Below are 23,265 nucleotides of genomic sequence, written 5' to 3'. Positions count from 1 at the left end.
CGACAGGTCAAACGCCGGCGACCGCCTGAAACTGGTCCCGGCTGCCAGCGCCCTCCCCGCATCAGTTTCCAGAATCGGAATCCATCTCAGTCCGGTGATCCGCCCGCCCCGTTGTCGATTGCGCAATACCTGTGCGCTTGTAGTACAGTTCGGAGCCACACCACAGACCAAACGTAATCATGAAACGACGTGTACGCCGGTTCGACTGTTTCTGTGTGAAAGTGTGTCTGTCGGTTTTTGCGGTCGACGTATTCTGTGATGTGTCTCGCCGAGTAGCCGAGCATTTCCCGACGGCGCTCGATATTGGACCAGTGTTCGCTATGAGACCCGCTTTCCGCGTGTCCGCGGTAGTGTCACGGCAGGTAGGTAGCGATGCGTGACCGGACTGTAGTGCTGCTGGCCGTCGTCGCAATCGCGTCACTTACTGGTGGCATCGCGATACTCGCAGTAACAGGGCCAGCGGACTCCCGGCCGAACGGGGACACTCTCAGGTCGGTATCGGTGTCAAACGGAACGGCCGGCCAGTTCGCCGAGTTGCATGCAGCCGGTATCACGGGTTCGAACGTCTCTGTCGGCATCGTCGACCCAACAGGATTTGATACGGAGTCGAAAGCGATTGCCGGACAGGTCGCCGAGACGCGGGCCTTCGGTGTCGGTCCCGCAGACGAAACCGGCGAAGCTCATGGGACCGCAACGGCCGCCGTGGTGTCACGGACTGCACCAGACGCCGACCTGTATCTCGCTCGGATCGACAGCGTCGACAGCTATCAACAGGCGGTCGACTGGCTGGTCCGAGAGGACGTCGATGTGGTCGTTGCACCTGTTTCATTTTACGGACAGCCGGGTGATGGGAGCGGCCCGGTCGCCCGGAGCGCGACGCGAGCAACAGAGCGCGGGTCAGTGTTCATCGCCCCAGCCGGTAATCTCGCACAATCCCACTGGTCAGGACGGTACGGCACCGATACCGTCCACAATCGGACAGTCGCGTTTACCAACGGAAGCAGACGGAATTACATCCGGGGTGGGACCGAAATCACGGTCTGGCTCTCGTGGGAACAGGCCCACGCAGACGAGGATTACACGGTCGAACTGTATCGAACGAACGGCACCGACGCCCGCCTCGTCGCCCGCTCACAGCCCTACCGCGGCGACGACGTGCCAAACGAGCGAATCGTTGCCGATGTCAGACCCGGCGACTACTATCTCGTGGTTCGCGGGCCGGCGTCGCCGACTGGCGCACGGTTACGGCTTGTCTCACCGACCCACGAGCTCCAGTACACGGCTGCTCGAAATAGCATCGTCGCTCCGGGAACAGCCCGCAGGGGGATTACTGTCGGGGCATACAACAGCCGTGTCGAGCAGCTCGAACCGTTCAGTTCGCGAGGCCCGACAGTCGATGAGCGGACCGGTGTCGACATCGTGGCGCCGGACAGGAAGTTCGCCGCTGCCGCACCTGACGGCTTCGTCGGCTCTTCGGCCGCAGTCCCATATGTCGGCGGAACCGTGGCCCTGCTGCTAGAGGCAAACGAGTCGTTGACGCCCCACGAAACAGAACGCCTGCTCGAACGGACCACGAGAGACGTGGGACGACCAGGCCTCGACAACCAAACTGGCCACGGGGCGGTCCGTCCAGCCCGTGCAGTCCGGACTGCACAGAACCGCACTGACGGTTAAATATCGTTTTAACCCAGCCACAGGCCTTTGGGGAGTCCCGTATCATGTATCCGACAGTGACGCTATGTCGAGCCTCATCGAAAGAATACAGGAACGGACCGGAACAGCCGACGAGTCACCGCTGGTACTCGATGTTGCGGAGAACGAAACCGACGACGTACTCGATGCGCTCGCCTCGGACACCAGCCGGTCGCTGTTCCGCACGCTGTACGACGAACCCGGGACACCGTCCGAGATAGCGGACCGGTGTGACACGTCGGTCCAGAACGTCCACTATCACGTCTCGAACCTCGAAGACGCAGAGCTTATCGAACCGGTCGAAACGGTCTATTCCTCGAAAGGCAACGAGATGACCGTGTACGGTCCCGCAAGCGATCCAATTGTGTTAGTTGGCGACCACGACCTTGCGCCGCGCATCCAGCAGTCGATGAGCAATGTTGTTACGGGGGTAGGGCTGATCGGCTTGGCGAGCCTGTTCGTCCAGTGGGGCGCAGAAAGATTGGCAGACACAGCCGCCGGAGCCGAGGTCTTGGCTCCTGCAAGTCCGAATGCGGGGCCAATCAGTGGAACCAGCACGCTCGCATGGTTCGTTTTCGAGGTCATCGAGCCGGGCGTGCTGTTTTTCTGTCTCTGCCTCACCGTGCTCGGCATCGCTGCCGTGCTGGCTGACGATTAACGCTGGACAGGTGTGAAAGAAGTTCACACCTGCTGTGGTCGACCTGAACGCAGGAGCACATAGGATATGGACACTCCCGTCGTAGCTACCCCGGAGAGAACGGGTATCCGACCAGAAAGGGAGCCGAACAGTCTCGGTCGCGTTTCGAAACCGCACGGGTAGACGACTGTCACAGCGTCAGTTCATGATAGACCGCAGGCAGATCCCCACACCAGCGATAGCGAGGACCCCACCGAAGACAAGAGCGCCAGTACCGATTCCGAAGTCACCGGTCTGTGGCTGCTGTGTGGCCGGTGTTTCGCCGGTCACTGAATCAACACCATCGGAAGCCGAACCCGGGGACGTGGTGTTGCTATCTATAACCACCAGCGTTCCGATATCATCAGGCTGACCGGCTGCTTCGGTCCCACGAAACAGCGACAGGTCGTAGTTAGCTGCAGCGAGTTGCGAATCCAGCGCGACCTCCGAGCCGGATGCAACCGTCACAGCGTCGGCATCCGCCGCAGTTTCGAGCGTGGGTTCGTCGTGTCCAGCTGCCGTGGTGTCGAACAGGAGAACCACACGGGAATCGCCGTTCCCGTCGCGAACAGTCGCATTAATCTCGTAGTTGGTATCCGGGCTCCCGATGGACACAGTGGCCGCGTCAGCAGTTGCGAGGACGATGGGAATCCGACCAGTGTCGCCCTGTGTAACTCGGGACACCGTCTCCTCGAAACCGAAGTCGTTCGTCTCCTCAACCTCGAACTCCTCGCTTGCCGTCCCATTTGCTTCGATGACAAGGGTGCCGACAGTCGGCTTGTCATCAGTTGCGGGGTCGTCGAACACACGGTAGGTGTACGCGGCAGGATCAAGCGTCGACGGGAGGTCAGGCTCTGGCGCAGTCACGCTCACTGAGTCGCCGTCGTCCGCAACACTGAGCGTCTCCGAGTCCGTGCCGGCAGCCGCAGTGTCGAACAGAACCAGCACCTCACCGTCATCGTCGTCGTCACTGACGGTGGCGTTGATCTGGTAATTGACTGCCTCGCTGCCGACGGACAGCGTTTTCTTCCCGCCGTCAGTCATCGAAACCGGAATTTCGGCGGTCTCACCCTGAGAGACGGTGACGACGTTATCGCTGTCGTCAGTCTCTTTCGGGGTCTCTGTTTCCGGTACCGTGTCGGTGCAGTCGCCGTCACACTGGGCGATGGTCTCGGTACGTTCAAACAGCGTGTCGCCGTCGACATGAGCGGACAGTTCGTAGGATATGTTCGCTGGCAGGTCCGACAGATCGAACTGGGCGACGAACGTTCCGTTGGGTTGCACTCTGACCTGTCTCTGGTGAAGGAACGGGTTCGATGCGTTGGCTGACTTGATTCTGACCGTCATCTCCGTCCCGGAGTCCAGCGTGGTCTCCCCAGTGACGACCTGTTGTTCGTCGGCGTGCAGCGGAAGACTGTCTTCTGAGACAGTGGCTTGCTGCTCCGCAGCGGTAAGTCCCGGACCCGTCGCCGCTACGGCGATAAGCATCGCGGCCAGCGCCACCGACCGGACGCTCACAAAATCACCTCCCGGGGCGTGGGCATCTCTACGTACGTTTGAGAGCGACGCTGCCAACAATACCGCATCGTAGGTGGAGGGCAATTCGCTGCCATACGAATGGCAGTTAGGGTGGGGCTGAAAAACCGCCTGCGATAGGTTAAAACTGCGTTGAATTCGGCAGTGCTACTCCGGACCGGTGGACCATCGCGTCCGTCTTGATACGAACAGTAATATCTGTGATAGTGTTTCAGCGGTCAAGTTTGTGTGGTATCCACGTACGCGCTGGTTCTGTACTACGAGACGGCAGGACGCGGAGAGTTCGGATTGATTCAGTATTTTTATGGTAATTTCGGTAGTACTGACCAGTATGCGAACGGTCCTCGCAAACCAGCTCTCCAACGTCCGAGTCGTAAGTACCGATGGCCGCGAAGTCGGCACACTGCAAAACATTACGCTCGATACAGCAACGGGAGAACTTCAGACAATTATCATCAACAGCGACGTTCAAGAGATATTCGGCGTTGAACGGGATCACGACGGCGACGTTCGATTGCCAGCGTCCCTCATCGAATCGATGCGGGATCATCTGATTATTCAGCCGCCTGCAGAACAGAGTGTCGCAGGTAGCGATACTGTGGACTCGTAGGCACCCCGTTGGCTGTGCAAACAAGCCGGAACGGCTGCCGTTGTTAGCTGAGTGTATTCAGTTGTCGTTGGCTGATGGGTACGAGTGGCTACAGGACTGGAAAGTGACTTTTGTGAGTGCAGAACGCCTGTGCTGTACTTCGAAAGACTGGGTAGTCAGCGATGCTACGCATGGCGACTGAACACCGATGCGACAGGCGACCGGTCACTGTAACATCGCGTCGGCGTACTCACTCGCCGTCTGGCGGGCCGTTTCGAGTTCGTCAGTATCATCTAGCATCACGGCGCGGGTCCGGGCACCGTCGATTATCGTCAGCAGCGAACGGGTAACGTGTTCTGCGTCGACATCGTTGAACACGCCTTCGTCGATGCCGTGATTGATAACCGCCTTGAGCAGGTACCGAATATACTCGTCGTTCTGGCGGAACCGGTCGCTGAACGCCTCCTTGTACGGTGCTTGACTCCGCATCTCTAGCAGGGCGACCGAGAGATCGGGGTTTTCCTGCGGTTTGACGAGTAGTTCATCGAGCAAGAGATCCAGTCGTGCTTCGGGGTCTGTTGTCTCGACGGCGTGAATCGAATCGACGAACCGCTCCAGCAGATAATCGAGAAAGGCCGCGAGAAGGTCGTCTTTCGTGTCGTAGTAGTAGTGCACTGCAGCCGTCGATTTGCCGTACTCGTCCGCGATCCGTTGTATCGTGAGGTCAGCGTACCCGTGTTCTCGCAACGCCCGGTAGGTCGCTTGCATTATCTCCTCGGTCTGGTCCGAGAAGGTACGATCCGATGGTCCAGCCATTGTGTAAGGGTTTCACCCATGGTTGGATAACCGTTATGACCCGTAGACTATTGCGCAGATGAATTATTAGTCAGTTAGTTTGAGTATCGCCTCATAGTTCGTAAAATAGTATTTTTCCCTAGTTTCGTGCTTCAAAGCGTTTTTGACTAATCGGTTAGTAAGTTCTGTCACAGCCGCCATGGATGACGAGACAGCGACCGAAATTCTTGAGGCGACGTACCGCGCCCTCTGTCAGCACGGATACGCCGCACTCACGGTCAAAGACATCGCCGCCGAGGCAGACCGGAGCAAAGCGTCTATTCACTACTACTACGACAGCAAAGAGAACCTCTTTACCGAGTTTCTGGAGTTCTTATACGAGCGGTTCACTGCAAAGATAACGGCCATCGACGGGAACACACCCCGGGAAGAGCTTGAGTCGCTATTGAACGCGGTGCTCATCGACGGGCGTCCGACGCCCGACAAGAGTTTCAGAACAGTCTTTCTCGAACTACAGGCACAAGCCCCGTACAACGACACTTTCCGGACACAGCTCGCTAAGTTCGATGCTGCCCTCTTCGACCAGCTGCAGAACATCATCGTGGCCGGCGTCGAAGCTGGGGAGTTCGATGACGCAGTCGAACCGGCCGTCGCAGCGGAGTTCCTCGTAACGACCATAACCGGTGCTCATGCCCGACACATCACCACTGAGCGTTCGATTAACCGATTCAACGAGACGGTTACGCGATACGCTGAAACCCATCTCCTGACAGACGCGCCAGCGGAGGCGACCCGCTGATGGGTGTTCGAAGTCGTGTGAGTGCTCTGTTCAAAGGGCCTGAGGAGTTCGACCTCACGTCGGGTGGCATCGGCAAGCCGCTGTTCTTCCTCTCGATGCCGATTGTCATCACCAACCTCTTCCAGACCGCGTACAACCTTGCGGACACGTTCTGGCTCGGCCAGTACAGCACGGACGCGCTGGCGGCGATCAGCTTCGCGTTCCCGATGGTGTTTCTCCTTATCTCGCTCGGGATGGGTATCTCCGTTGCCGGCAGCGTACTCGTCGCTCAGTTTACCGGCGCAGGCGAGGAGCGCGAGGCCGAGTACGCCGCCTCACAGACGGTCACGTTCGCCGTAATCGTCTCGTTCGTCCTCGGTCTGGTGGGATACGTCGGCGTCGATACGTTTCTCAGCCTGATGGGCGCGTCCGAAGACGTCCTCCCGATGGCGACCAGCTACATGGAAGTCATTTCGCTTGGCCTGCTGTTCATGTTCGGCTTCTTCGTGTTCGTCGCGCTCATGCGGGGCTACGGCGATACGATAACGCCGATGCTCGTTATGTTCGGCTCGGTCGTGCTCAACATCATCATCGACCCGTTCCTGATATTCGGCTGGACGGTCGTCAAGAACGCGCCACTGGTCGGCACAGTCTCGTTCCCTGAACTCGGAATCGAAGGGGCCGCTATTGCGACCGTGTTCTCTCGGGCGCTGGCGCTGGTGGTGGGGCTTGCGATCATGTTTCGGGGGACGCGTGGTGTCCAGATTCACCTCCGCGATATGGCACCGGACCTGTCCTATCTCCGGCGTCTCGTCCGCATCGGTCTCCCCGCTTCCATCGAGGGAACAGGTCGTGCGCTGTCGATGAACCTGTTGCTGGTCATCGTGGCGATGTTCCCGGACACGGTCGTGGCCGCCTACGGTATCGGGACGCGCGTGTTCTCGGTCGTCTTCCTGCCAGCTATCGCGGTTGCCCGTGGCGTCGAGACGATGACCGGTCAGAACATGGGGGCTGACAAGCCAGACCGGGCAGCGAAAGCGGCCGGCCTCGCGGCGACGGTGCTGTTCGGCGTGCTCACTCTGGCTGGCATCCTCGTCTGGTTCATCGCCGCGCCGATAGCTGACCTGTTCACGACGAACCCCGAGGTCGTCGGTATCACGACGCAGTTTCTGCGATACGTGGCTCTGTCATTCGGATTCATCGGAATTATGCGGGCCTACACCGGGAGCTTCCGCGGTGCCGGAAAGACGCTCACTGCCGCGGCAATCTCGGTGTTGATGCTCGGTATCATCCGCTTCCCGATTGCGTGGTTCGCCGCCGAACCGTTGGGTGAATCCGGAATCTGGCTGTCGTTCGCCGTCTCGAACGTCGCAGGGGCGCTCATCGCCTACGGCTGGTATCGACGCGGGACCTGGCGAGACAGCAACCTCACCGAGGCCAAAGTCGACGTTGACGAGGCAGGCGTCGAGGTGTCAGCAGAGGGTGACTAGCAGCGACAGGTGACGAGCGTGTGTGACACCCCGCAAGTGAACCAAGGCTTTCAGGGGGGCTATCGTTACTACTGCTATGCCCGATGCATCGAATCCCAGTCAGGAGCCCTCGTCGCCGCTGTTTGCAGCTATTTACGATCCAGCCACGACGCTCGTCGAGCGGACGCTCTTACGGCCACATCGTGAGTATCTGGTGGCAAATTTGGATGGCACAGTTCTGGACCTCGGCGCTGGAACCGGTGCGATGTTTCCGTATTTCGATAGCGTTGCGGACGCGTCGACGGAGTTTCACGCTATCGAACCGGACCCACATATGCGGCGGCAGGCAGCGGAGAAGGCGAGCGCGCAGGCCACGCCGATGCGTATCGAGTCGGCACCGGCGGAAGCCCTCCCGTACGACGAGAACACGTTCGACGTCGTCATCGCCTCGATGGTCTTTTGTACGATTCCGGATATCGAGGCCGCAATGAGCGAGATCGCTCGCGTACTCACGCCCGGCGGCGAACTGCGGTTCTTCGAGCACGTCATCGACGACGGCTGGCGCGCCCGGGTACAGTCGGCCCTCGCACCGCTCTGGAAGCGGCTCGCCGGCGGGTGCCACCTGACCCGGCAGACGGGGTCGCGGCTCGCCGCTGCCTCGTCGTTCGATGTCGTCGAAATCGAGCGACGCAATCTCGGCGTGACACCGGTCCGTCCGTTCGTTCGGGGACGGCTCCGCAAGCGCTCGGTATCTCCAGCGCGGTAATTCGGCGGCGACCAATTTTTGCTCTGTGTGACGGACCATTCCTCGGGGCAGGATAACGACGACCCGTCGTCGCTGTCTGCAAGAGCTCTAGAGCGGACGGATTCCTGTAAATCGATAGCTACGTCGAGATACTGTATAAGCCACGCTCATAAGCTTCCTGAAAGAGTAAAACGCAGTTTGTGTGAGAAGATAACACATAGAGATGGCCACATCGCACTTCGTAGGGATTGATCGAACAATAGTATAGCTGAATAGCTATTCTGTATCGCTATATGCTCGTTCGAGGAGGTCAGTGACGCCGGCTTTGGTTTTGAGATAGCGCCGCTCGCCATCGGGCATCCGGACAGCGTAGTCGTACACGACGCTGTCCGGGACGTACCACCGGTCACTGTACTTCGAAAGTACCCCGTCGATCTCGCCGCCGTCTGTGACTTCGGACAGGTCGCCGTTGGCTGTATCTTCACTGGGGGCCACGGACTGACCCTGAGTTTCGGTTTCAGATTCAGACGGAGTTTCCGCCGCCGTCTGTCCAGTACTTTCGCCTGCAATACAGAGGTTGCTGGATAGTGGATAGTCACCGGGCATCCCGGCAGCGTGGTCCTCCGACCGACCGGCCTTCAGCGCCTCTCGCATCAGGATATCTTGCGCGCTTATCACTCGCTCACCGTCAGCCGGATAGCGCTGGTGGTACTCGCCGTCGCTGTCCATCTCCCACAGCTTGCGGTTGTCCGCGAGAGCGAGTTCGAGAGTGAAGCGGAGCTGTCGCTGGATTTCGGGACTCGTGACAGGTGTGACGGCTTCGACCCGATAATCGAGATTGCGAGTCATCCAGTCGGCACTACCGATGTAGTACTCCGGCTCGCCCCAGTCGTCTTCCGGGCTGGGGTCCGCCCGTGCACCGTTCTCGAAGTAGAAGAGACGGGAATGCTCCAAGAATCGGCCCACGAGTGAGTAGACAGAGACGTTTTCGCTAATCCCCTCCAGTCCGGGTCGGAGGCGACAGATGTCGCGGACGATGAGGTCGATGTCGACGCCGGCCATCGACGCGCGGTACAGCTCGGCAACGATGGCAGGGTCTTCGAGACCGTTGACCTTTGCAACGATGCGCGCAGGGCGACCGGCCTGTGCATGCTGGGCCTCTCGGCGGATACACCGGGTGAACTCCCGGCGCATCGTCACCGGCGCAATGAGGAGTTCTCGAAACTCCTCGTCCAGTGAAGGGCCGGTGAAGAAGTTGAACACTTTCGTCAGGTCGCGGCCGATGTCCCGGTCAGCAGTCAACAGCCCGAGGTCGACGTAGCCCTTCGCAGTTTCTGAGTGGTAGTTCCCGGTCCCGATGTGGGAGTACAGTTGGACGCCGTCATCTTCCTCCCGAACCACGAGCGCAGTCTTCGTGTGTGTTTTCAGACCAACCGTCCCGTAGGCGACGTGGATGCCGTTTTCCTCAAGCTTCCGCACCCATTCGAGGTTGTTCTGTTCGTCGAAGCGAGCCTTCAATTCGACCATCACCGCGACCTGCTTCCCGTTTTCGGCTGCCGTTATCAGCGACTGGATTATCTGTGAGTCGCTTGCTGTCCGGTAGATAGCCGCTTTCACTGCCAGAACATCGGGGTCTTCGGCCGCTTCCGAGATGAATCGCTGGACGGTGTCGGTAAAATCGTGATACGGGTGATGGAGCAGGATATCCCCGTCGCGAATACGGCTGAAGACGCTCGCACTGCTCGACTCGGACGGATTCCTCGGTTGCTGTCGATGGCTGTCAAGTCGAGGATGTGGCTGCGGTGTCCACTCGTCAAGCGAGAGGTCCGGGCGCTCAAGGTCGGTCAACTCCGCGAAGTCTCGATAATCTAGTGGCCCCGGGAGATCGTATATTTCGCGTTCGTCGAGACCGAGTTGTGTGGCAAGTGTCGAGCGAATCCGGGGGTCCGCGTCCTCGGAGATTTCCATTCTGACGACCGACGCGAAGCGCCGCTGTTCGATGACATCTTCGACCATGTCGATGAGGTCCTCGGCAATCTCCTGATTTCGGCGGACCTCCGCGTTGCGAGTCAGTCGAAACAGGGCCGTGTCGACGATTTCAACGTTGGGTAACAGCAAATCGAGGTTCGCGCGGATGACCTCTTCCAGTGGAACATACCGCGCTTCGTCCCCAAGCTGGACTAAACGAGGCCTGTTCGGCGGAATCTTGATCCGGGTGAACGTCGGGTCATCGGCGTCTGGCTGTCTGGTGAGAACAGCGAGTGACAGCGACCGATTTGAAATAAACGGGAACGGGTGCGCCGGGTCGAACGAAAGCGGGGTCAGTGTCGGTAGCACAGACCCCTCGAAGTAGGTTCGCAGCTCCGACTGCTCCGTTTCTGTCGCGTCATCGTAGTCAAGAATTTCGACACCTTCCGCTGCAAGCGCGGGGCGAATCGCATCGCGGTAGCAACGGGCCTGCGTTGCAAGCATTGGTCGGAGCGTCTCGTGGACCTCCTCCCACTGCTCCCGTGGCGTCCGCCCGTCTGGCGCTGTCTCGGTAACGTCGGCCTCTATCTGTTGTTTAAGCCCGCCGATACGTTTCATCGTGAACTCGTCAAGATTACGCGTGACGATAGCGAGGAATCTGACCCGTTCCAGCAGCGGATTCCGTTCGTCCAGTGCCTCGTGGAGCACACGCCGCTGGAAGGCGAGGGCACTCAGTTCGCGGTTGAGATACAACGACGAGTCGGTCAGGTCGACATCGGCCGGCTCGTAGGCGGGAAGATTCGATCCTGAATCCAAGTCCATTGGATTAGATAGACGTAGGTGGGGCGCGTTCCGGATCCACGATACTGTCGGCCGAGCGGTCTTCGTGAGTTGTCCCTGGGTCGACAGTTATGAATTTTCCTGTGGAACACCGGTACGCCGTCAGTTGCCCGCCGTACACGCAACCGGTGTCCAGACCGACCGCACTGGATGTCTCAAAGGGCTCTGAGAGCACCGTGTGACCGAAGAAGATACGAGGGGCGTCACGACGCGTTTCGAACCAGTACGGGCGGTCGTAGCTCCCGTCGGGGACAAGGGAACGCATGTTCAGCAGTTCAGTCAGTTCGTGTTCCGCGATGGGCTTTCGGTGATCGACGCCGCCGTGGACGACCAGCGAGTCGTCCCACGATATCGCAACCGGGAGCGACGCGATCCAAGAAAGGTCGTCGTCGGTCAGCGAGGGAATCGATTTGCGGCCGTCGATGAGTTTCTGTTCGTTGTTTCCTCGGACCGTAATGAAATTTGGCGTTCGCCGGACGATGTCGACGACACCGGCGCTATCAGGCCCTTTGCGGACAAGGTCACCGACGAAAACGACCAGTTCTTCTGGAGTGGGGTCCAGGCGACTCAGGAGTCCTTCGAGCGTCGCCCGACACCCGTGGACATCGCCGACAACATAGATGTCCTCCCATTCGTTGCTGTGGATTCGTCGGTGTGATGCGTCGATTGCTGGATTAAACGTCGGTGGTGCGACCATCTATGTGAGGCTGTTGGTGATACGTCGGCGAATTCACTATAGGCGTTTTATATTAGTGGTATATAGAAATATGAGACCGAACGTATACACACTGGAGGCCGTCGAACCTACGGCGGCGATACGCTACCAGACGGCCACCACAACTCTTCGCAGCGCCGCCTTCTTTTTCAGTTACGCATCTGAAACACCGATATGCCAACGAGCGAGTATGCGCCAACCGACACACTGCAACCGGCAACGCCGGTGGGCTATCAGCCGCCGCAACCGTTTCGCTACTCGCTGGTGGTATTACTCGGCCTCGTAGTCGTACTGTTGCCGGTCGCTGCGGTGGTGTTCGGGTGGCTACTCTGGTACGCTCAGGGGCCCGCTCTCGATGCCGTTTTTTCGGTCGACGAAACCGCGACGAGTGTCACGTTCACGTTCGCGTCCGGCCTGGTCGCGGTCGCCTGTGTCGGCGCTATCGGTATCGTGACTGTTCTCCACGAACTCGTCCACGGACTGGTCTATCGATGGTACGGGTACCGGGTCTCCTACGGCGTGGCACCGCAACTCGGCGCGTTCTACGCGGCGACGTTCCACCAGTTCCAGGCCCGGAATCACAACCTTATCGTCGGCATCGCTCCCGTCGTCGCGCTCAACGCGGTACTTCTCCCGGTGCTGTTCGTTCCGAGTCCGCTGGTCGCGTTCGCAGCCTTCGTGGCCCTGCTGTTCAACACCGCCGGGGCGGCCGGTGACCTCTACCTGGTCGCAATGTTACTCCGGACACCTGCCGGGTCGCTCATGTACGACAGCGACATCCGTCATTCGTATATTTTCTATCCCGAGATGTAGCCACGTCCTAGCTGTACCGACGGTGGCGTAGCAACGCAGTCGATGGGAGTCAGTCGACTGCGGGAGACACCCCGCCGTGGGCTTCGGTTCAGTACGATTACCGAGTCCGAGAGCGGCGAGTCACCGCTCGACGGCATCTCTGGTGTGTTCGGCGTCCAGTCCGAACAACAGTCCGGCGAGAAACAGCAGCTCGTTGCCCTGATAATACTGTTCGATCACGAAGTTGACGATGCCGATATCCGGCGTGGTCGCACCCAACAGCACCAGGACGAGCGCGACGACGGCAGCGAGACCGGCCACCCATCGAACCACGAAACCTGAGAGCAGCCCCACCACGAAGATGACAACAGCAGTGAAGAGGCTCATTTCCCGCTCCAGCGGATAGCATCCGTCGATCTGGCAGCCGTTTCCATAGAGAACGCAACACTTCCGCCGTATTTAGTTCTACGACAGTTGCCGGAAATGCAACGCCCATCCGACCGCACGACAGCGGGGCAGTCAGTGTGTAACTCGGTGCAATTGGTATCATTCCGATCGGGGAACACAGCGCCGGTCACTCGATTTCGGCACCGACACGCGCCAGACAGCCCTCACCCGGTTCGAAGTACGAGTAGTGGTCGGCAACGAGGTCAGAGATATTCACGTCCTGATAGCCGTCGGGAAGCGTTCCCGCGTCACGAGTACCAGCGTGGCCGACCGCGTGTGTCTGGTCCGACGCCCGGTAAATCCACGATAGGACCTTGTCGTTCTGGCTGTAGAAGTTCGACACCGGGGCGTCGACAGTTCCGATAGCGTCGCCGTAGCGACCGCCCTGTACCACGCTATTGTATGGGATGGCACCCCCGAGCAGTGACACCGAAGCAAGCGCGTCTGTCGCCCCTTGCCCGGCAAGCACCCGAAGCGTCTCGCCGGTCACCCGCGCGCCCAGCGAATGTGCGAGCAGATGGACGGGCCGGCCATCGGTTTCAGCCCACTCGACCAGCCACTGTGCGAGGGGCCGACTGTTCGCCTCGGCGTTGGCCTTCGCCTGCTCCCAGTCGACGTCTGAATCCCAGCTGTGTGCGACGACGGGTGCAGACCATGTCCCGTCGAGCGCTACCTGAGCCGTATAGGCGTTGTCACGCGCCGTCTCGGCGTCGGTACTGAATCCGTGGACGAACAGGAACACGGCCGACGCGTCGCCGAACGACCACGTACCCCCGGTTTTGAAGGCCGGCTCGTCCGCTGTGTCGAGGAGCCCGCGCGTAGTGACGACCGGTTGGGCATCCGGTGCACTGTACCCGCCGGAGTCGCCCTGCAGCGAGAAGTACACGTAGGCAGCGCCGCCCCCAAGCAGACCGAGTCCACTTCCGAGAGCGATGAGCAGCCGCCGTCTGGTCACGCCGTTTTGACTGTCCATGGCTGGTAGCTTGTGGGTAGGTCACAGGTGTGGCGATAAGTCAATTGAGGTTGTCGTTTAGAACCGGGAAGCAACGCAAGAGCTGTGCCACAGCCCACAGGCTCATGTCCCGGCGGACAGTCATCGGAGCCATGACAACTTGGGACGAGCGATACCGGACAGGTACGTACCCACAGCACCCGGACCCACATCCAGTTCTAAAACGATACCTGCCGACCTTCCCGGAGGGACGGGCGCTGGACATCGCAACCGGGACCGGACGGAACGCGCTTCCGGTCGCAGCGGCCGGGTACCGCGTCGATGCAGTCGACCAATCGCGTGTCGGACTAACTATTGCCCGTGAGAACGCACGCACAGCGGGTGTCGAGAACGATATCGAGTGGGTACAGGCAGACCTCGACTCGTTTACGTATCCGGCGTCCACGTACGACCTCATTACGAGTAGCTTCTATCGTCCCGTCGACCGCCTCCCCGACATAATCGAGGCCCTGGCCGACGGCGGCTGTCTGTTCATCCAGCACCACCTCCGGACGAGCGACGACGTGGACGGCGGCCCCTCCGGGGACCGGTATCGGTTCGCTTCGAACGAACTGCTCAGGGCCGGACTCGGGCTGACTGTGTTGCACTACGACGAGCGCACCACAACGACGGACGGGACGACCGCAGCCACCGCCCAGCTGGTCGCCAGAAAATCACAGGGCGGCCGGCAGTCGTATCCAGATATCTCGGAGTAATAGCGCCGTGGTTCGTCGGGATGGAGCTGGGGGGTATCCCCAGTAGCAGTAGCGATCAGAAGCGGCTAGTGGCGAAGCGGTTCGGGGCCGAGACTATCCCCGGTGCAGTCTGAGGCGTTAGCATGGATTCAAAGTCCCGGAGTCAACAGGGAGTGTGGTCGCTCAGCCGACAGCGACCGAATCGGACGCGCCCGAGCCGACTCGATATCACGGCCATAGGCATGCACGACTGCAGTGCTGGGGAGGGCAACGATGACGGCGACTGACTTCGACGCCGCCCGGGCGTACGACGCCGACCAGTTCTCGGCGGTCGAAGTGTTCCGCAGCGACCGGATGAGAGTCGTCTGTGGCTACTTCGAGCCCGGACAGTTCATCCCGGTGCATGCGCCCGCAAGCGACGTAGCGATACACGTCCAGTCCGGGACCGGTATCGTCCGTGACGGGGACACGAAACGGGCGGTCGAACCGGGCGACGTGGTGGTCGTCGAGGCTGATACCGACCGCGGTGTCAAAGCGGACGAGGATGGGCGGCTGGAAGCACTACTGGTGACCGCACCGCCGCCGACCGACGCCGAACACGATCCGGTCCGGAGAGGGCTCAAGCAAAACGAGTTCGACCCGTAGGCCCGAGTCGAAGTTAGTTTCGTAGTCGACAACAGCCACCATCACTCGACGACGTAGGAGCGGTGTGAGCCCCGGGTTCGCACGTCGACGAAGTGATGGCGCGTCGCGTCACCCACGTTGCCGATGGCGGACTGATTCGCGGCAGCTTCACCGTAGACCTCGTCCGCCGGGAGCAGGTCGCGGTCAGCGACCTGGTCGGCGACAGCGGTGGGAAGCGGCTCCCCGTCGCGGACATCGACGATGAGTAGCTGGTCTGTGAAGCTCTTTGCGAGAAACGCGTCGGTAATCCCCTCAGAATCGGTCAGCTCCCCAGACAAGGTTCGGAGTTCCGCCTGCCGGTCAGTCATCGAGACTCAGTAGGTCCGCCACGTCGAAAGCCGTGCCTGCGAACATCTCCCTCCCGAGAGTCACAGTTCGTCTATGATTTCACTGGCGAACGTCGTCATCGCCGCCGCCGGCTCCGTCGACCGGAGTCCGACGATAACGTGGTTGAGGCCGTAGTCATCGAGTTGCCTGAAATACTCCCGGAACCATTCGACGCCGGCTCGATAGCCCAGGTGAAGCGGTTCGGGCTCGGCCGCCGGGTCGTCGGCGAACTCGACCTGAACGGCAATCGTGAACGGTTTCTCGGGTGCGTGACTCCGCCACGTGTCGAGATACGACTGTAGCGTCGACTCGGGAAGGTGGTAGAATATCCAGCCGTCGCCGTTCTCGGCGATCCACTCCGTCGACTGTCTGGCGTTCCCGGTCGGAAACAGCGGGAGCGTGTCCGTCGTCGGTTTCGGGAGGACATCGAGTTCACCGTCGATGCGGCCCCAGGAGCCGTCGAGTGTCGGATACTCCTCACGCCAGAGCGCACGAAGCGCGTCGACGCTTTCTCGGACGAGGTGGCCCCTGTTCTCGGGGTCGACGCCGAACGCCGGATACTCCGGGTCGCGGTCACCGGAGGCGATGCCCAGCACGAGACGGCCGTCGGAGAGTCGGTCGACAGTCGCAGCCGACTTCGCCACATGGATGGGATGGCGCAGCGGGAGAACGATGCTCGCAGTGCCAAGTGCCACCGACTCGGTGTGGGCGGCGACGTGGGACAGCAGCCCCCACGGGTCGAAGGCCCCGCCGGCGTCCCCGAACCGGGGCCAGTACGTCGGCACGTCTCGGGCCCAGAGGGCGTCGAAGCCGACTGTCTCGGCGTGGCTTGCGAGCCGGAGTTCCGCGTCGATATCCGGCGTCGATTCCTTTTCACCGGTGAGCGGGAATCCGAGACCGAACGAGAGTCCATCCCCCTCGAACAGCCGCCGATAGCCGGCGTTTGCGTGGTCCACAGCAGTCATCACGATGTTTTCCCGCTGGAAGCGTATGTGGACACGGGTAGCGACATCGCCGCCGGAACGGGAAATCAATGAGTGTCCCGCTATGAGACATCGTCCGGAGTTTCGACTGACAAAGTTTTTCCCCCACCACGGGGCAGCTGCCACTCGATATCCAGCGCACGGTTCGGGAACGACGGCTTCGAGACGACTTCTAATGTCCGGTCTTCGGCCGCCGGCGTGACGGGTGCTGCGATCATCAGTCGGGCCACGTCGGCTCGCGAAACACTCCCCCAGAGCTTCGCTCCGGGCTCGGCGGCGGAGACGGTGTCAGTCCGTGGTCCGTTCGTGAGCACGCCCGGGCGGAGAATCGTGTGTCGAACCGGAGCCTCGCGGATTGCGGTCTCGGCTTCTGCTTTCGCACGCTGTATCGGCTGGATGACGATGTCAAAGGCCGCCGCGAGCGGACTGGCCGGCTCCTCACCCACGCCGATAGCGGATTCCATGACAAAGGCCTCGACACCGGCGTCGACGGCCGCATCGAGGAGGTTGATCGTTCCCGCGCCGTCGACGTACTCGTTCTGAGACCAGACATCCGTGATGTTCGAGCCGACAGCGCTCAGGACGACATCAACGTCCGACAACGCATCGGTCAACGCGGTCGGGTTCAGCAAGTCGTCGACGACAACCTCGTCAGCGCCGGCCGCCCGCAGGTCATCGGTCTTCGACGGCGTACTGGTGAGTGCCCGGACGGTCGACACGCGCGAACTGAGCAGTCGGAGAGCCGCCCGACCGGTCCCGCCGCTGGCTCCGGCAACGAACACTGTCTCCACGTCAGAAGGGTCCATACTGGTGCTTGGGGCTGGCGATACATGATTGGCTGGGCCAGTGTACCAGCCAGTGGAGCACTGATATGCCCGGAGAACGCGACAAACCCGGCTCAGATCACAGCAGTTGGTGCTTTAGTCGTCACACGGCGGCGTCTGCTTCGGCGGGGTGTCTTCGAACCGACGATAGAGCCTGCGCAGTTCCATCCGAATCGTCACACGCTCGATGAGGGCAAAGCCCGCAACGACGACGAGGAAGCCGACGAACGTCCACAGAGACACCGACGAGCCGAGCAGTATCCAGCCCATGAGCGCGGCAAATATCGGCACGACATACGCGACCAGATTCGCGCGAACCGGACCGATGCGCTTGATGAGGCCGAAGTAGATAGCGTACGCGACTGCCGTCGACGGGATGCCCACAGCGATGATGCTCACAATCGTTTCAGGCCCGATGCCGATCACGGCTGTGGGTGGCTCTCCGACCAGCAGGCTCGCAACGTGGAGGAGCACTGCGCCGACCGCCATCGCCCACGCAGTCAGCGGTGTACTATCCATCTGCGGGCTGACTCGCTGGAGGAGGACACTTCCCAGAGCAACAGCCGCGGCCGCACCGAGAACCAGAAGTTGCCCGATAGCACTCGCATCTGTGAACGTCGACGGTGACGGCTGCACGATGATGATAACGCCGCTCAGCGCGATACCGATACCGACCGCGCCGAGCCACGAGAGCCGGTCGCCCAGCAGCCACCAAGCGAACACGGGTGCGAGTATCGGATTCAGGCCGTACATTACGGACGCTGCAGCGGGCGTCGTCGATCCCTGACCGAGGAACAGCAATCCGTTGTTGAGCGCGATCAGGAACAGCGCCGCCATTCCGATACCTACGACGTCCCCGCGAGTCCGCGGCAGCCACGTCGACCGCGGCCGAGTAATGACGATGTAGCCAAGCAGCGTCACTGCAGCCAGGTCGAACCGGAGGCCGGCAAACAGCACCGGCGGAAGCTCGCGAAGCCCGGTTTTGATTGCGACGAACGAGCCACCGAACAACATGGCAAGCAGGACGAACAGCGCGCTGTCTCGGTAGCGAGCCGGGAGTGAGGGCCGATCAGTGAATGCGGACCGGAACATAGGCCAAGTCAGTTGGACCACCCGTTAGAGCGAAAATATCTCATTAGTGGGTCAAGGAGTCGAAATGTGAAGAGGGCTGTGGGAGACGTGGTGTCACGGCCCGACAGCCGAGTGGCAGAATCTACCAATGACGCCCTGAACCGCCCTACTCCCAGGCGGCCGGCGCGAAGTCCGGATCGACGCGCCGGTCGACGGTCTCGATGCCGTCGATACGGTCGATTTCAGCGTCGGAAAGCGACAGGTCGAGGCTCGCCAGGTTGTCCGTAATGTGGGCTTCGCTCGTGGCTTTCGGAATCGCCGTCACACCCTTCTCGCGGAGCCACGCGAGGCTGACCTGTGCCTCGCTGGCGTCGTGGGCGTCGGCGATAGCTTCGATGACGTCGTGACCGAACACTTCCCCGCGGGCAAGCGGCGAGTACGCGACCAGTTCGTAGTCCTGTTCGGCCGCGTGCTCACGCAGTTCCGACTGCTGGAGGAACGGATGAACCTCGACCTGGTTTGCGAACACCGGCGCATCGAGCACGTCCATCGCGGTCTCGACGTGGTGTGGTTCGAAGTTCGAGACGCCGACGTTGTCGATCAGGCCGCGGTCGACGAGTTCGTCGAACGCCGGGAGTGTCTCCTCGGGCTCGTACTCGCCCGCCGCCCAGTGGACGTACAGCAGGTCCACCGAATCGACGCCGAGTTTGTCGAGGCTCTCCTCGGTCGTCTCGATGACATCGTCGTGTGAGAGGTTCGAAATCCAGACCTTGGTCGCCAGGAAGATGTCGTCGCGGTCCACATCGGCCGCGGCGATACCGTCGCCCACGGCGCTCTCGTTCTCGTAGGCCTGTGCGGTGTCGATATGCCGGTAGCCGGCCTCCAGCGCCGTCCGAACGCTCTCGGTGCACTGCGCCTCGTCGTCGTTCTGCCAGGTTCCGAGCCCGAGCATCGGCATTCCACTCGCTCGCGGGCCGCCTGTCTGGGACTGTTGCTTTGTCATATCCGACAGCGGGTGCTTGCGACTTTAAGACGTTTTGAAGCCGGCGGGTAGGACCGGGTGTGCGACGGGGGGCTCGGGCGTTCAGAAACCGAAGGCCCCGAACAGCCAGAGCGCGGCGACGGGCGACGCGGCGAGGAGAACACCGAGGCCCACCGTTCCGAGGACCGTGTCCAGCCCGATCTCGGCGAGCGGGCTGTCGTATCGCCACAGCTGGACGGCGACGTAGACGGCGGCGACGGCCGCGCCGCCGAGCGTCAGGAACGGCGGAACCCCAAGCGCCGGAAACCGCACCGCCTGTAGCGGGCTCGAGCCGCTCGAAACCGCGAAGTCGATGCCGACGCTGACACCGCCGACGGCGGTGGCCGCGACGGCATAGGAGACGCCAGCGACAACGTGTCGGAGCGCCGCGGTCGGCGAGAACGACTCGACAGCGGCCGGAGCCGCGTAGCTTCCCAGTCCAGCGTAGGGGACCGGAACAGTCAAAATGGCAACGGCGACAGCGTACGGGAGGACCGACGAGACAGCGACGATGAGCACTGCTATCGTCAGGGCGTACGTGCGGCCGGTCACTTCCCCAAGCACCAGCGGCGGCACGAACAACACGGTAGCCGCCACGACGACAAACAGACAGATCGGAACGGAGTAGGGTCGGAACCACCCAGCAAAGCGGGAGAGAGACATGTCAGTGCCGTTTCGGACCCACGTTGATAGGGTTTCGGCTCCCCAACGGAAGGGGGGTGTCGCCGTTCTCTTCGGTTCTGTCGCAGGTCCTCGCAGACGAGACGCACTATTGGCACCGTCGGGCCACTGGCTCGTGCACTCGGACGAGTCTCCCGTGGTGCTGAAGAACGTGAATCGACGGTCGAGAGCAACATGCGCGCCCACTGTATCTGCAACGCCGGCAAAGTGCTGTTCGAGGAGCTGTTTCGACACATCCGCCGACAGAGAAGCGCATCCAGCGGCTCCGGTCCTGAGCCGACGGCCGGACTGTCCCCCGGCGATATTTTGTGGCCCTGCCGGCCCTGTAGCCCCCGTAAGGATATCTGCTAACTGGCCGTTTATCAGCGTCGAGCCGGAAGTACTGCTATGTCAGACACGATGCGAGCGGCGGTCGTACCCGAAGCGGGAGCGGACTTCGAGGTCGTCGAACGGGACGTGCCCGAGCCGGACGCCGGCGAGGTACGGGTCGCAGTGGACGCCTGTGGTATCTGTCACAGCGACGTGTACGCGAAAGAGGGGACCAATCCGGTCGTCTCCTATCCGCGGGTTCCGGGCCACGAGGTAGCGGGCCGCGTCGACGCCGTCGGCGACGCTGTCGACACCTGGGACGTGGGCGACAGGGTCGGCGTCGGCTGGCACGGCGGCCACTGTTCGACGTGTGACCAGTGTCGCCGGGGGAACTTCCTCCAGTGTGAAAACGGCGAAATCACCGGGCTGAGCTACGATGGCGGGTACGCGGAGTACATGACCGCACCATCGGAGGCGCTCGCGAAGATTCCGGAGTCACTTGACGCGGCGGCCGCGGCACCGCTGCTCTGTGCGGGTGTAACGACGTTCAACGCGCTCCGGAACAGCGACGCGAACGTCGGAGACCTCGTCGCCGTGCAGGGCGTCGGCGGCCTCGGCCACCTCGGCATCCAGTATGCACACGCGGCTGGCTTCGAGACGGCCGCTATCTCCCGAACACCGGAGAAAGAGTCACTGGCACAAGAACTGGGTGCTGACCACTTCATCAACGCGGCGGAGACAGATGCTGGTCAGCGACTACAGGAGCTTGGTGGGGCCGACGTGGTGCTTGCGACAGCACCATCGAGTGACGCGATCAGTTCTATCGTCAGCGGAATCGGTGTCGACGGCTCTGTCGTCGTCGTCGGTGTCCCCGGCGAGCCAGTGGAAGTGAGCGCACAGCAGCTCGTCCAGAACCGGGGCGCAGTGGAGGGCTGGGCCTCGGGACACGGACGCGACTCACAGGACACGCTGGAGTTCAGTTCGCTCCGTGACATCGAACCGGAGATCGAGACCTACCCGCTCGAAGATGTCAGTGAGGCGTACGGCCAGATGATCGACAACGAAGCGCGGTTCCGAGCCGTGCTTGAACTGTAATCGAGCAGCTCTCGATATCGGCGAGAACGCGTCTATAAGCCACATTCCCGGCCGCCACCACAATTTTCCGTCGTGATTTCCCGGAGAGCAACGCCTTTGTCTGTGGGTCAGGAACCCGTATTCAATGGACGGCACCGCCGACGACCGCGTCTACTACGTCATCAGCGATCTTCACATCGGCGGCGACGAACAGCTAGAGGAGGTGGAATTTCTCGACGAGCTGCTCGATTTTCTGACCCGGTTAGAAACCACCGACGAGGACGCCGAGTTGCTCATTAACGGTGACGCCTTTGGGCTATGGGAGTTTACCGGTATGTCGGGACTGGAGAAGTTCGACGCCCTCGAAGAGACCTATCCGACCCTGTTCGAGCAGTTGCGAAAGACCGGCGAGAACATCGAAATAACCCTGATTCCGGGGAACCACGACCACGAGCTCGCAGCCTATGACGAGTACGTGGAGCGGTTCGCGGCGTACAACGTCAATCTCGTCCAGGCGAAGTCGATTACCCGTCCGGTTGGAGACAAGGCCATCCACCTCGAACACGGCAATCAGCAGGACCCGAATAACCGCATCGAGGACTGGGGCGACGCCAACGTGACGCCGCTTGGCTACTACTATAACACACTTGTCACGAGCCGAGCCGGTCAGCTCTCAGACCGGGGTCGGTACAACTGGCTCAAGGATGTCCAGGCTGTAACGCCGACAGAGCGGGTTCCAGTGTGGATGCTTTCGAAGTACTTCTATCGGGAGATGAACCCGCTGCTTCGGTATGCACTGGTGCCGTTCCTGTTGCTGTTCAATGTGAGCGCTATCTTGGCGATTCTGGCGGCGCTGAACCTCCTCGGCGTCTGGTCCGCACCGGTCGAAACGACGACGTCGTTTCTGGGACAGTTCGGCACAGTCGGCACCGCCATCTGGGTACTGCTTGTCGTGAATGCGTCACTGGCCGGGCTCCTGTTGCTCGTTGGCATACCGTTGTATCTGCTGCGCCGGGACATCAAGAAGACCATCAACCGCTTCGGGGTCTTCGAAACCGACCTCACTGTCGATACCCAGACACCGTACAAGGAAGCCGCTCAGGAAGTGTTCGATGAAAAGGACGACGTAGTTGTCTTCTGCTACGGCCACACCCACCGGCCGAGCGTGCAGTCGGTCGACGGCGGGCTGGTCGTCAACAGCGGGACCTGGCTCAAACGCCTCCACCGTCGGGACGGCATCATCGGGCTTCTGCCCCCGGTGTTTTACCCCTCCTACCAGCTCTGTGCCGTGCGCATCACCGCAAAAAACGAGCAAGTGGTTGTCGACTACGAGGAAGTGCAGAAGCCAAGTCCCAGTCCGGAGGAGTTGACGCTCACCGAGCGCCTGCTGACGGTCGGTCGGAAACCAAACATCGAACTTCCAGAGCGTGCAGTCGTGGAAACCAAGCAGTCAGTGCCTGCGTCGGAGCCGGCTGAGTGAGAGTCAGACTACTCCAGCGGAGCGTGATCGCTAGCGGGGGGAACCGATTGAGGAGGGTTTTTCCTACCCCATTATTGGTGTGT

General features: G+C 61.1%; 23 protein-coding genes. 11 read left to right on the top strand and 12 right to left on the bottom strand.

Annotated features, from left to right (window positions below; translation table 11 throughout):
• The first annotated feature begins 372 nt into the window (after nt 1-372).
• Complete coding sequence (locus C437_RS12735) at nt 373-1,674, top strand: S8 family serine peptidase (protein ID WP_004517372.1); 1,302 nt, start codon at nt 373-375, stop codon at nt 1,672-1,674.
• Between the two features lie 64 nt (nt 1,675-1,738).
• Nucleotides 1,739-2,350: an ArsR/SmtB family transcription factor gene (locus C437_RS12730; protein WP_004517371.1), complete on the top strand. Its 612-nt coding sequence runs from the start codon at nt 1,739-1,741 to the stop codon at nt 2,348-2,350.
• A 177-nt stretch (nt 2,351-2,527) separates the two neighbouring features.
• On the opposite strand, the gene C437_RS12725 is transcribed toward C437_RS12730, so the two are convergent.
• The gene (locus C437_RS12725; protein WP_394324838.1) at nt 2,528-3,886 is read right to left on the bottom strand and encodes a DUF7827 domain-containing protein; all 1,359 of its coding nucleotides are present in this window, start codon (nt 3,884-3,886) and stop codon (nt 2,528-2,530) included.
• A 349-nt stretch (nt 3,887-4,235) separates the two neighbouring features.
• Between C437_RS12725 and C437_RS12720 the strand changes: the two genes are divergently transcribed.
• Nucleotides 4,236-4,514: a PRC-barrel domain-containing protein gene (locus C437_RS12720; protein WP_004517369.1), complete on the top strand. Its 279-nt coding sequence runs from the start codon at nt 4,236-4,238 to the stop codon at nt 4,512-4,514.
• 204 nt (nt 4,515-4,718) lie between these two features.
• Here the strand turns inward: C437_RS12720 and C437_RS12715 are convergent, their stop codons facing one another.
• Nucleotides 4,719-5,309, bottom strand: coding sequence for a TetR/AcrR family transcriptional regulator (locus C437_RS12715; RefSeq protein ID WP_004517368.1), 591 nt, complete (start codon nt 5,307-5,309; stop codon nt 4,719-4,721).
• A 178-nt stretch (nt 5,310-5,487) separates the two neighbouring features.
• Here C437_RS12715 and C437_RS12710 point away from each other — a divergent pair, with 178 nt between their 5' ends.
• From C437_RS12710 to C437_RS12700, 3 genes are all read left to right on the top strand, one after another.
• The gene (locus C437_RS12710; protein WP_004517367.1) at nt 5,488-6,087 is read left to right on the top strand and encodes a TetR/AcrR family transcriptional regulator; all 600 of its coding nucleotides are present in this window, start codon (nt 5,488-5,490) and stop codon (nt 6,085-6,087) included.
• Nucleotides 6,087-7,556: an MATE family efflux transporter gene (locus tag C437_RS12705; protein ID WP_004517366.1), complete on the top strand. Its 1,470-nt coding sequence runs from the start codon at nt 6,087-6,089 to the stop codon at nt 7,554-7,556. Before C437_RS12710 ends, C437_RS12705 begins: the two co-directional genes overlap by 1 nt.
• A 76-nt stretch (nt 7,557-7,632) precedes the next feature.
• Nucleotides 7,633-8,301, top strand: a complete 669-nt coding sequence (locus C437_RS12700) for a class I SAM-dependent methyltransferase (protein WP_004517365.1) — start codon at nt 7,633-7,635, stop codon at nt 8,299-8,301.
• A gap of 255 nt (nt 8,302-8,556) precedes the next feature.
• Here C437_RS12700 and ppk1 read toward each other — a convergent pair whose 3' ends face one another.
• On the bottom strand, nt 8,557-11,070 hold the full coding sequence (gene ppk1 / locus C437_RS12695) for a polyphosphate kinase 1 (protein WP_004517364.1): 2,514 nt from the start codon (nt 11,068-11,070) through the stop codon (nt 8,557-8,559).
• 4 nt (nt 11,071-11,074) lie between these two features.
• Nucleotides 11,075-11,785, bottom strand: a complete 711-nt coding sequence (locus C437_RS12690; RefSeq protein WP_004517363.1) for a metallophosphoesterase family protein — start codon at nt 11,783-11,785, stop codon at nt 11,075-11,077.
• A 192-nt stretch (nt 11,786-11,977) separates the two neighbouring features.
• Between C437_RS12690 and C437_RS12685 the strand changes: the two genes are divergently transcribed.
• Nucleotides 11,978-12,616, top strand: coding sequence for a DUF3267 domain-containing protein (locus C437_RS12685; RefSeq protein ID WP_004517362.1), 639 nt, complete (start codon nt 11,978-11,980; stop codon nt 12,614-12,616).
• 120 nt (nt 12,617-12,736) lie between these two features.
• Here C437_RS12685 and C437_RS19910 read toward each other — a convergent pair whose 3' ends face one another.
• Nucleotides 12,737-12,982: a hypothetical protein gene (locus C437_RS19910; RefSeq protein WP_004517361.1), complete on the bottom strand. Its 246-nt coding sequence runs from the start codon at nt 12,980-12,982 to the stop codon at nt 12,737-12,739.
• A gap of 187 nt (nt 12,983-13,169) precedes the next feature.
• A complete protein-coding gene (locus C437_RS12675; protein ID WP_004517360.1) occupies nt 13,170-14,015 on the bottom strand; it encodes a DUF726 domain-containing protein in 846 nt (281 codons plus the stop codon).
• A gap of 131 nt (nt 14,016-14,146) precedes the next feature.
• Between C437_RS12675 and C437_RS12670 the strand changes: the two genes are divergently transcribed.
• Nucleotides 14,147-14,749, top strand: coding sequence for a class I SAM-dependent methyltransferase (locus C437_RS12670; RefSeq protein ID WP_004517359.1), 603 nt, complete (start codon nt 14,147-14,149; stop codon nt 14,747-14,749).
• A 252-nt stretch (nt 14,750-15,001) separates the two neighbouring features.
• On the top strand, nt 15,002-15,373 hold the full coding sequence (locus tag C437_RS12665) for a cupin domain-containing protein (protein ID WP_004517358.1): 372 nt from the start codon (nt 15,002-15,004) through the stop codon (nt 15,371-15,373).
• Nucleotides 15,374-15,414: 41 nt separating this feature from the next.
• Here C437_RS12665 and C437_RS12660 read toward each other — a convergent pair whose 3' ends face one another.
• The 6 genes from C437_RS12660 to C437_RS12635 all read right to left on the bottom strand — a co-directional run bounded on the left by C437_RS12660 (nt 15,415) and on the right by C437_RS12635 (nt 20,301).
• Entirely contained in the window at nt 15,415-15,720 is a 306-nt protein-coding gene (locus C437_RS12660) for a hypothetical protein (RefSeq protein WP_004517357.1), read from the bottom strand.
• Nucleotides 15,721-15,780: 60 nt separating this feature from the next.
• Nucleotides 15,781-16,704 carry an LLM class oxidoreductase gene (locus C437_RS12655; protein ID WP_004517356.1) on the bottom strand — a complete coding sequence of 308 codons (924 nt, stop codon included), beginning with the start codon at nt 16,702-16,704 and terminating at the stop codon, nt 15,781-15,783.
• A gap of 80 nt (nt 16,705-16,784) precedes the next feature.
• Nucleotides 16,785-17,528: an NAD(P)-binding oxidoreductase gene (locus C437_RS12650; RefSeq protein ID WP_049919777.1), complete on the bottom strand. Its 744-nt coding sequence runs from the start codon at nt 17,526-17,528 to the stop codon at nt 16,785-16,787.
• Nucleotides 17,529-17,642: 114 nt separating this feature from the next.
• Nucleotides 17,643-18,638, bottom strand: coding sequence for a DMT family transporter (locus C437_RS12645; protein ID WP_004517354.1), 996 nt, complete (start codon nt 18,636-18,638; stop codon nt 17,643-17,645).
• 145 nt (nt 18,639-18,783) lie between these two features.
• Nucleotides 18,784-19,575 carry an aldo/keto reductase gene (locus C437_RS12640; protein ID WP_004517353.1) on the bottom strand — a complete coding sequence of 264 codons (792 nt, stop codon included), beginning with the start codon at nt 19,573-19,575 and terminating at the stop codon, nt 18,784-18,786.
• A gap of 126 nt (nt 19,576-19,701) precedes the next feature.
• Entirely contained in the window at nt 19,702-20,301 is a 600-nt protein-coding gene (locus tag C437_RS12635) for a hypothetical protein (protein WP_004517352.1), read from the bottom strand.
• A 417-nt stretch (nt 20,302-20,718) separates the two neighbouring features.
• Between C437_RS12635 and C437_RS12630 the strand changes: the two genes are divergently transcribed.
• A complete protein-coding gene (locus C437_RS12630) occupies nt 20,719-21,723 on the top strand; it encodes an alcohol dehydrogenase (protein WP_049919784.1) in 1,005 nt (334 codons plus the stop codon).
• 124 nt (nt 21,724-21,847) lie between these two features.
• Nucleotides 21,848-23,182, top strand: a complete 1,335-nt coding sequence (locus tag C437_RS12625; RefSeq protein ID WP_004517350.1) for a metallophosphoesterase — start codon at nt 21,848-21,850, stop codon at nt 23,180-23,182.
• Nucleotides 23,183-23,265 lie beyond the last annotated feature (83 nt).

This window comes from Haloarcula vallismortis ATCC 29715 (assembly GCF_000337775.1).
In the GTDB taxonomy this organism is placed as follows: domain Archaea; phylum Halobacteriota; class Halobacteria; order Halobacteriales; family Haloarculaceae; genus Haloarcula; species Haloarcula vallismortis.
The sequence above is the reverse complement of the archived record's forward strand: the minus strand, read 5'-3'. Positions and strand labels throughout refer to the sequence as shown.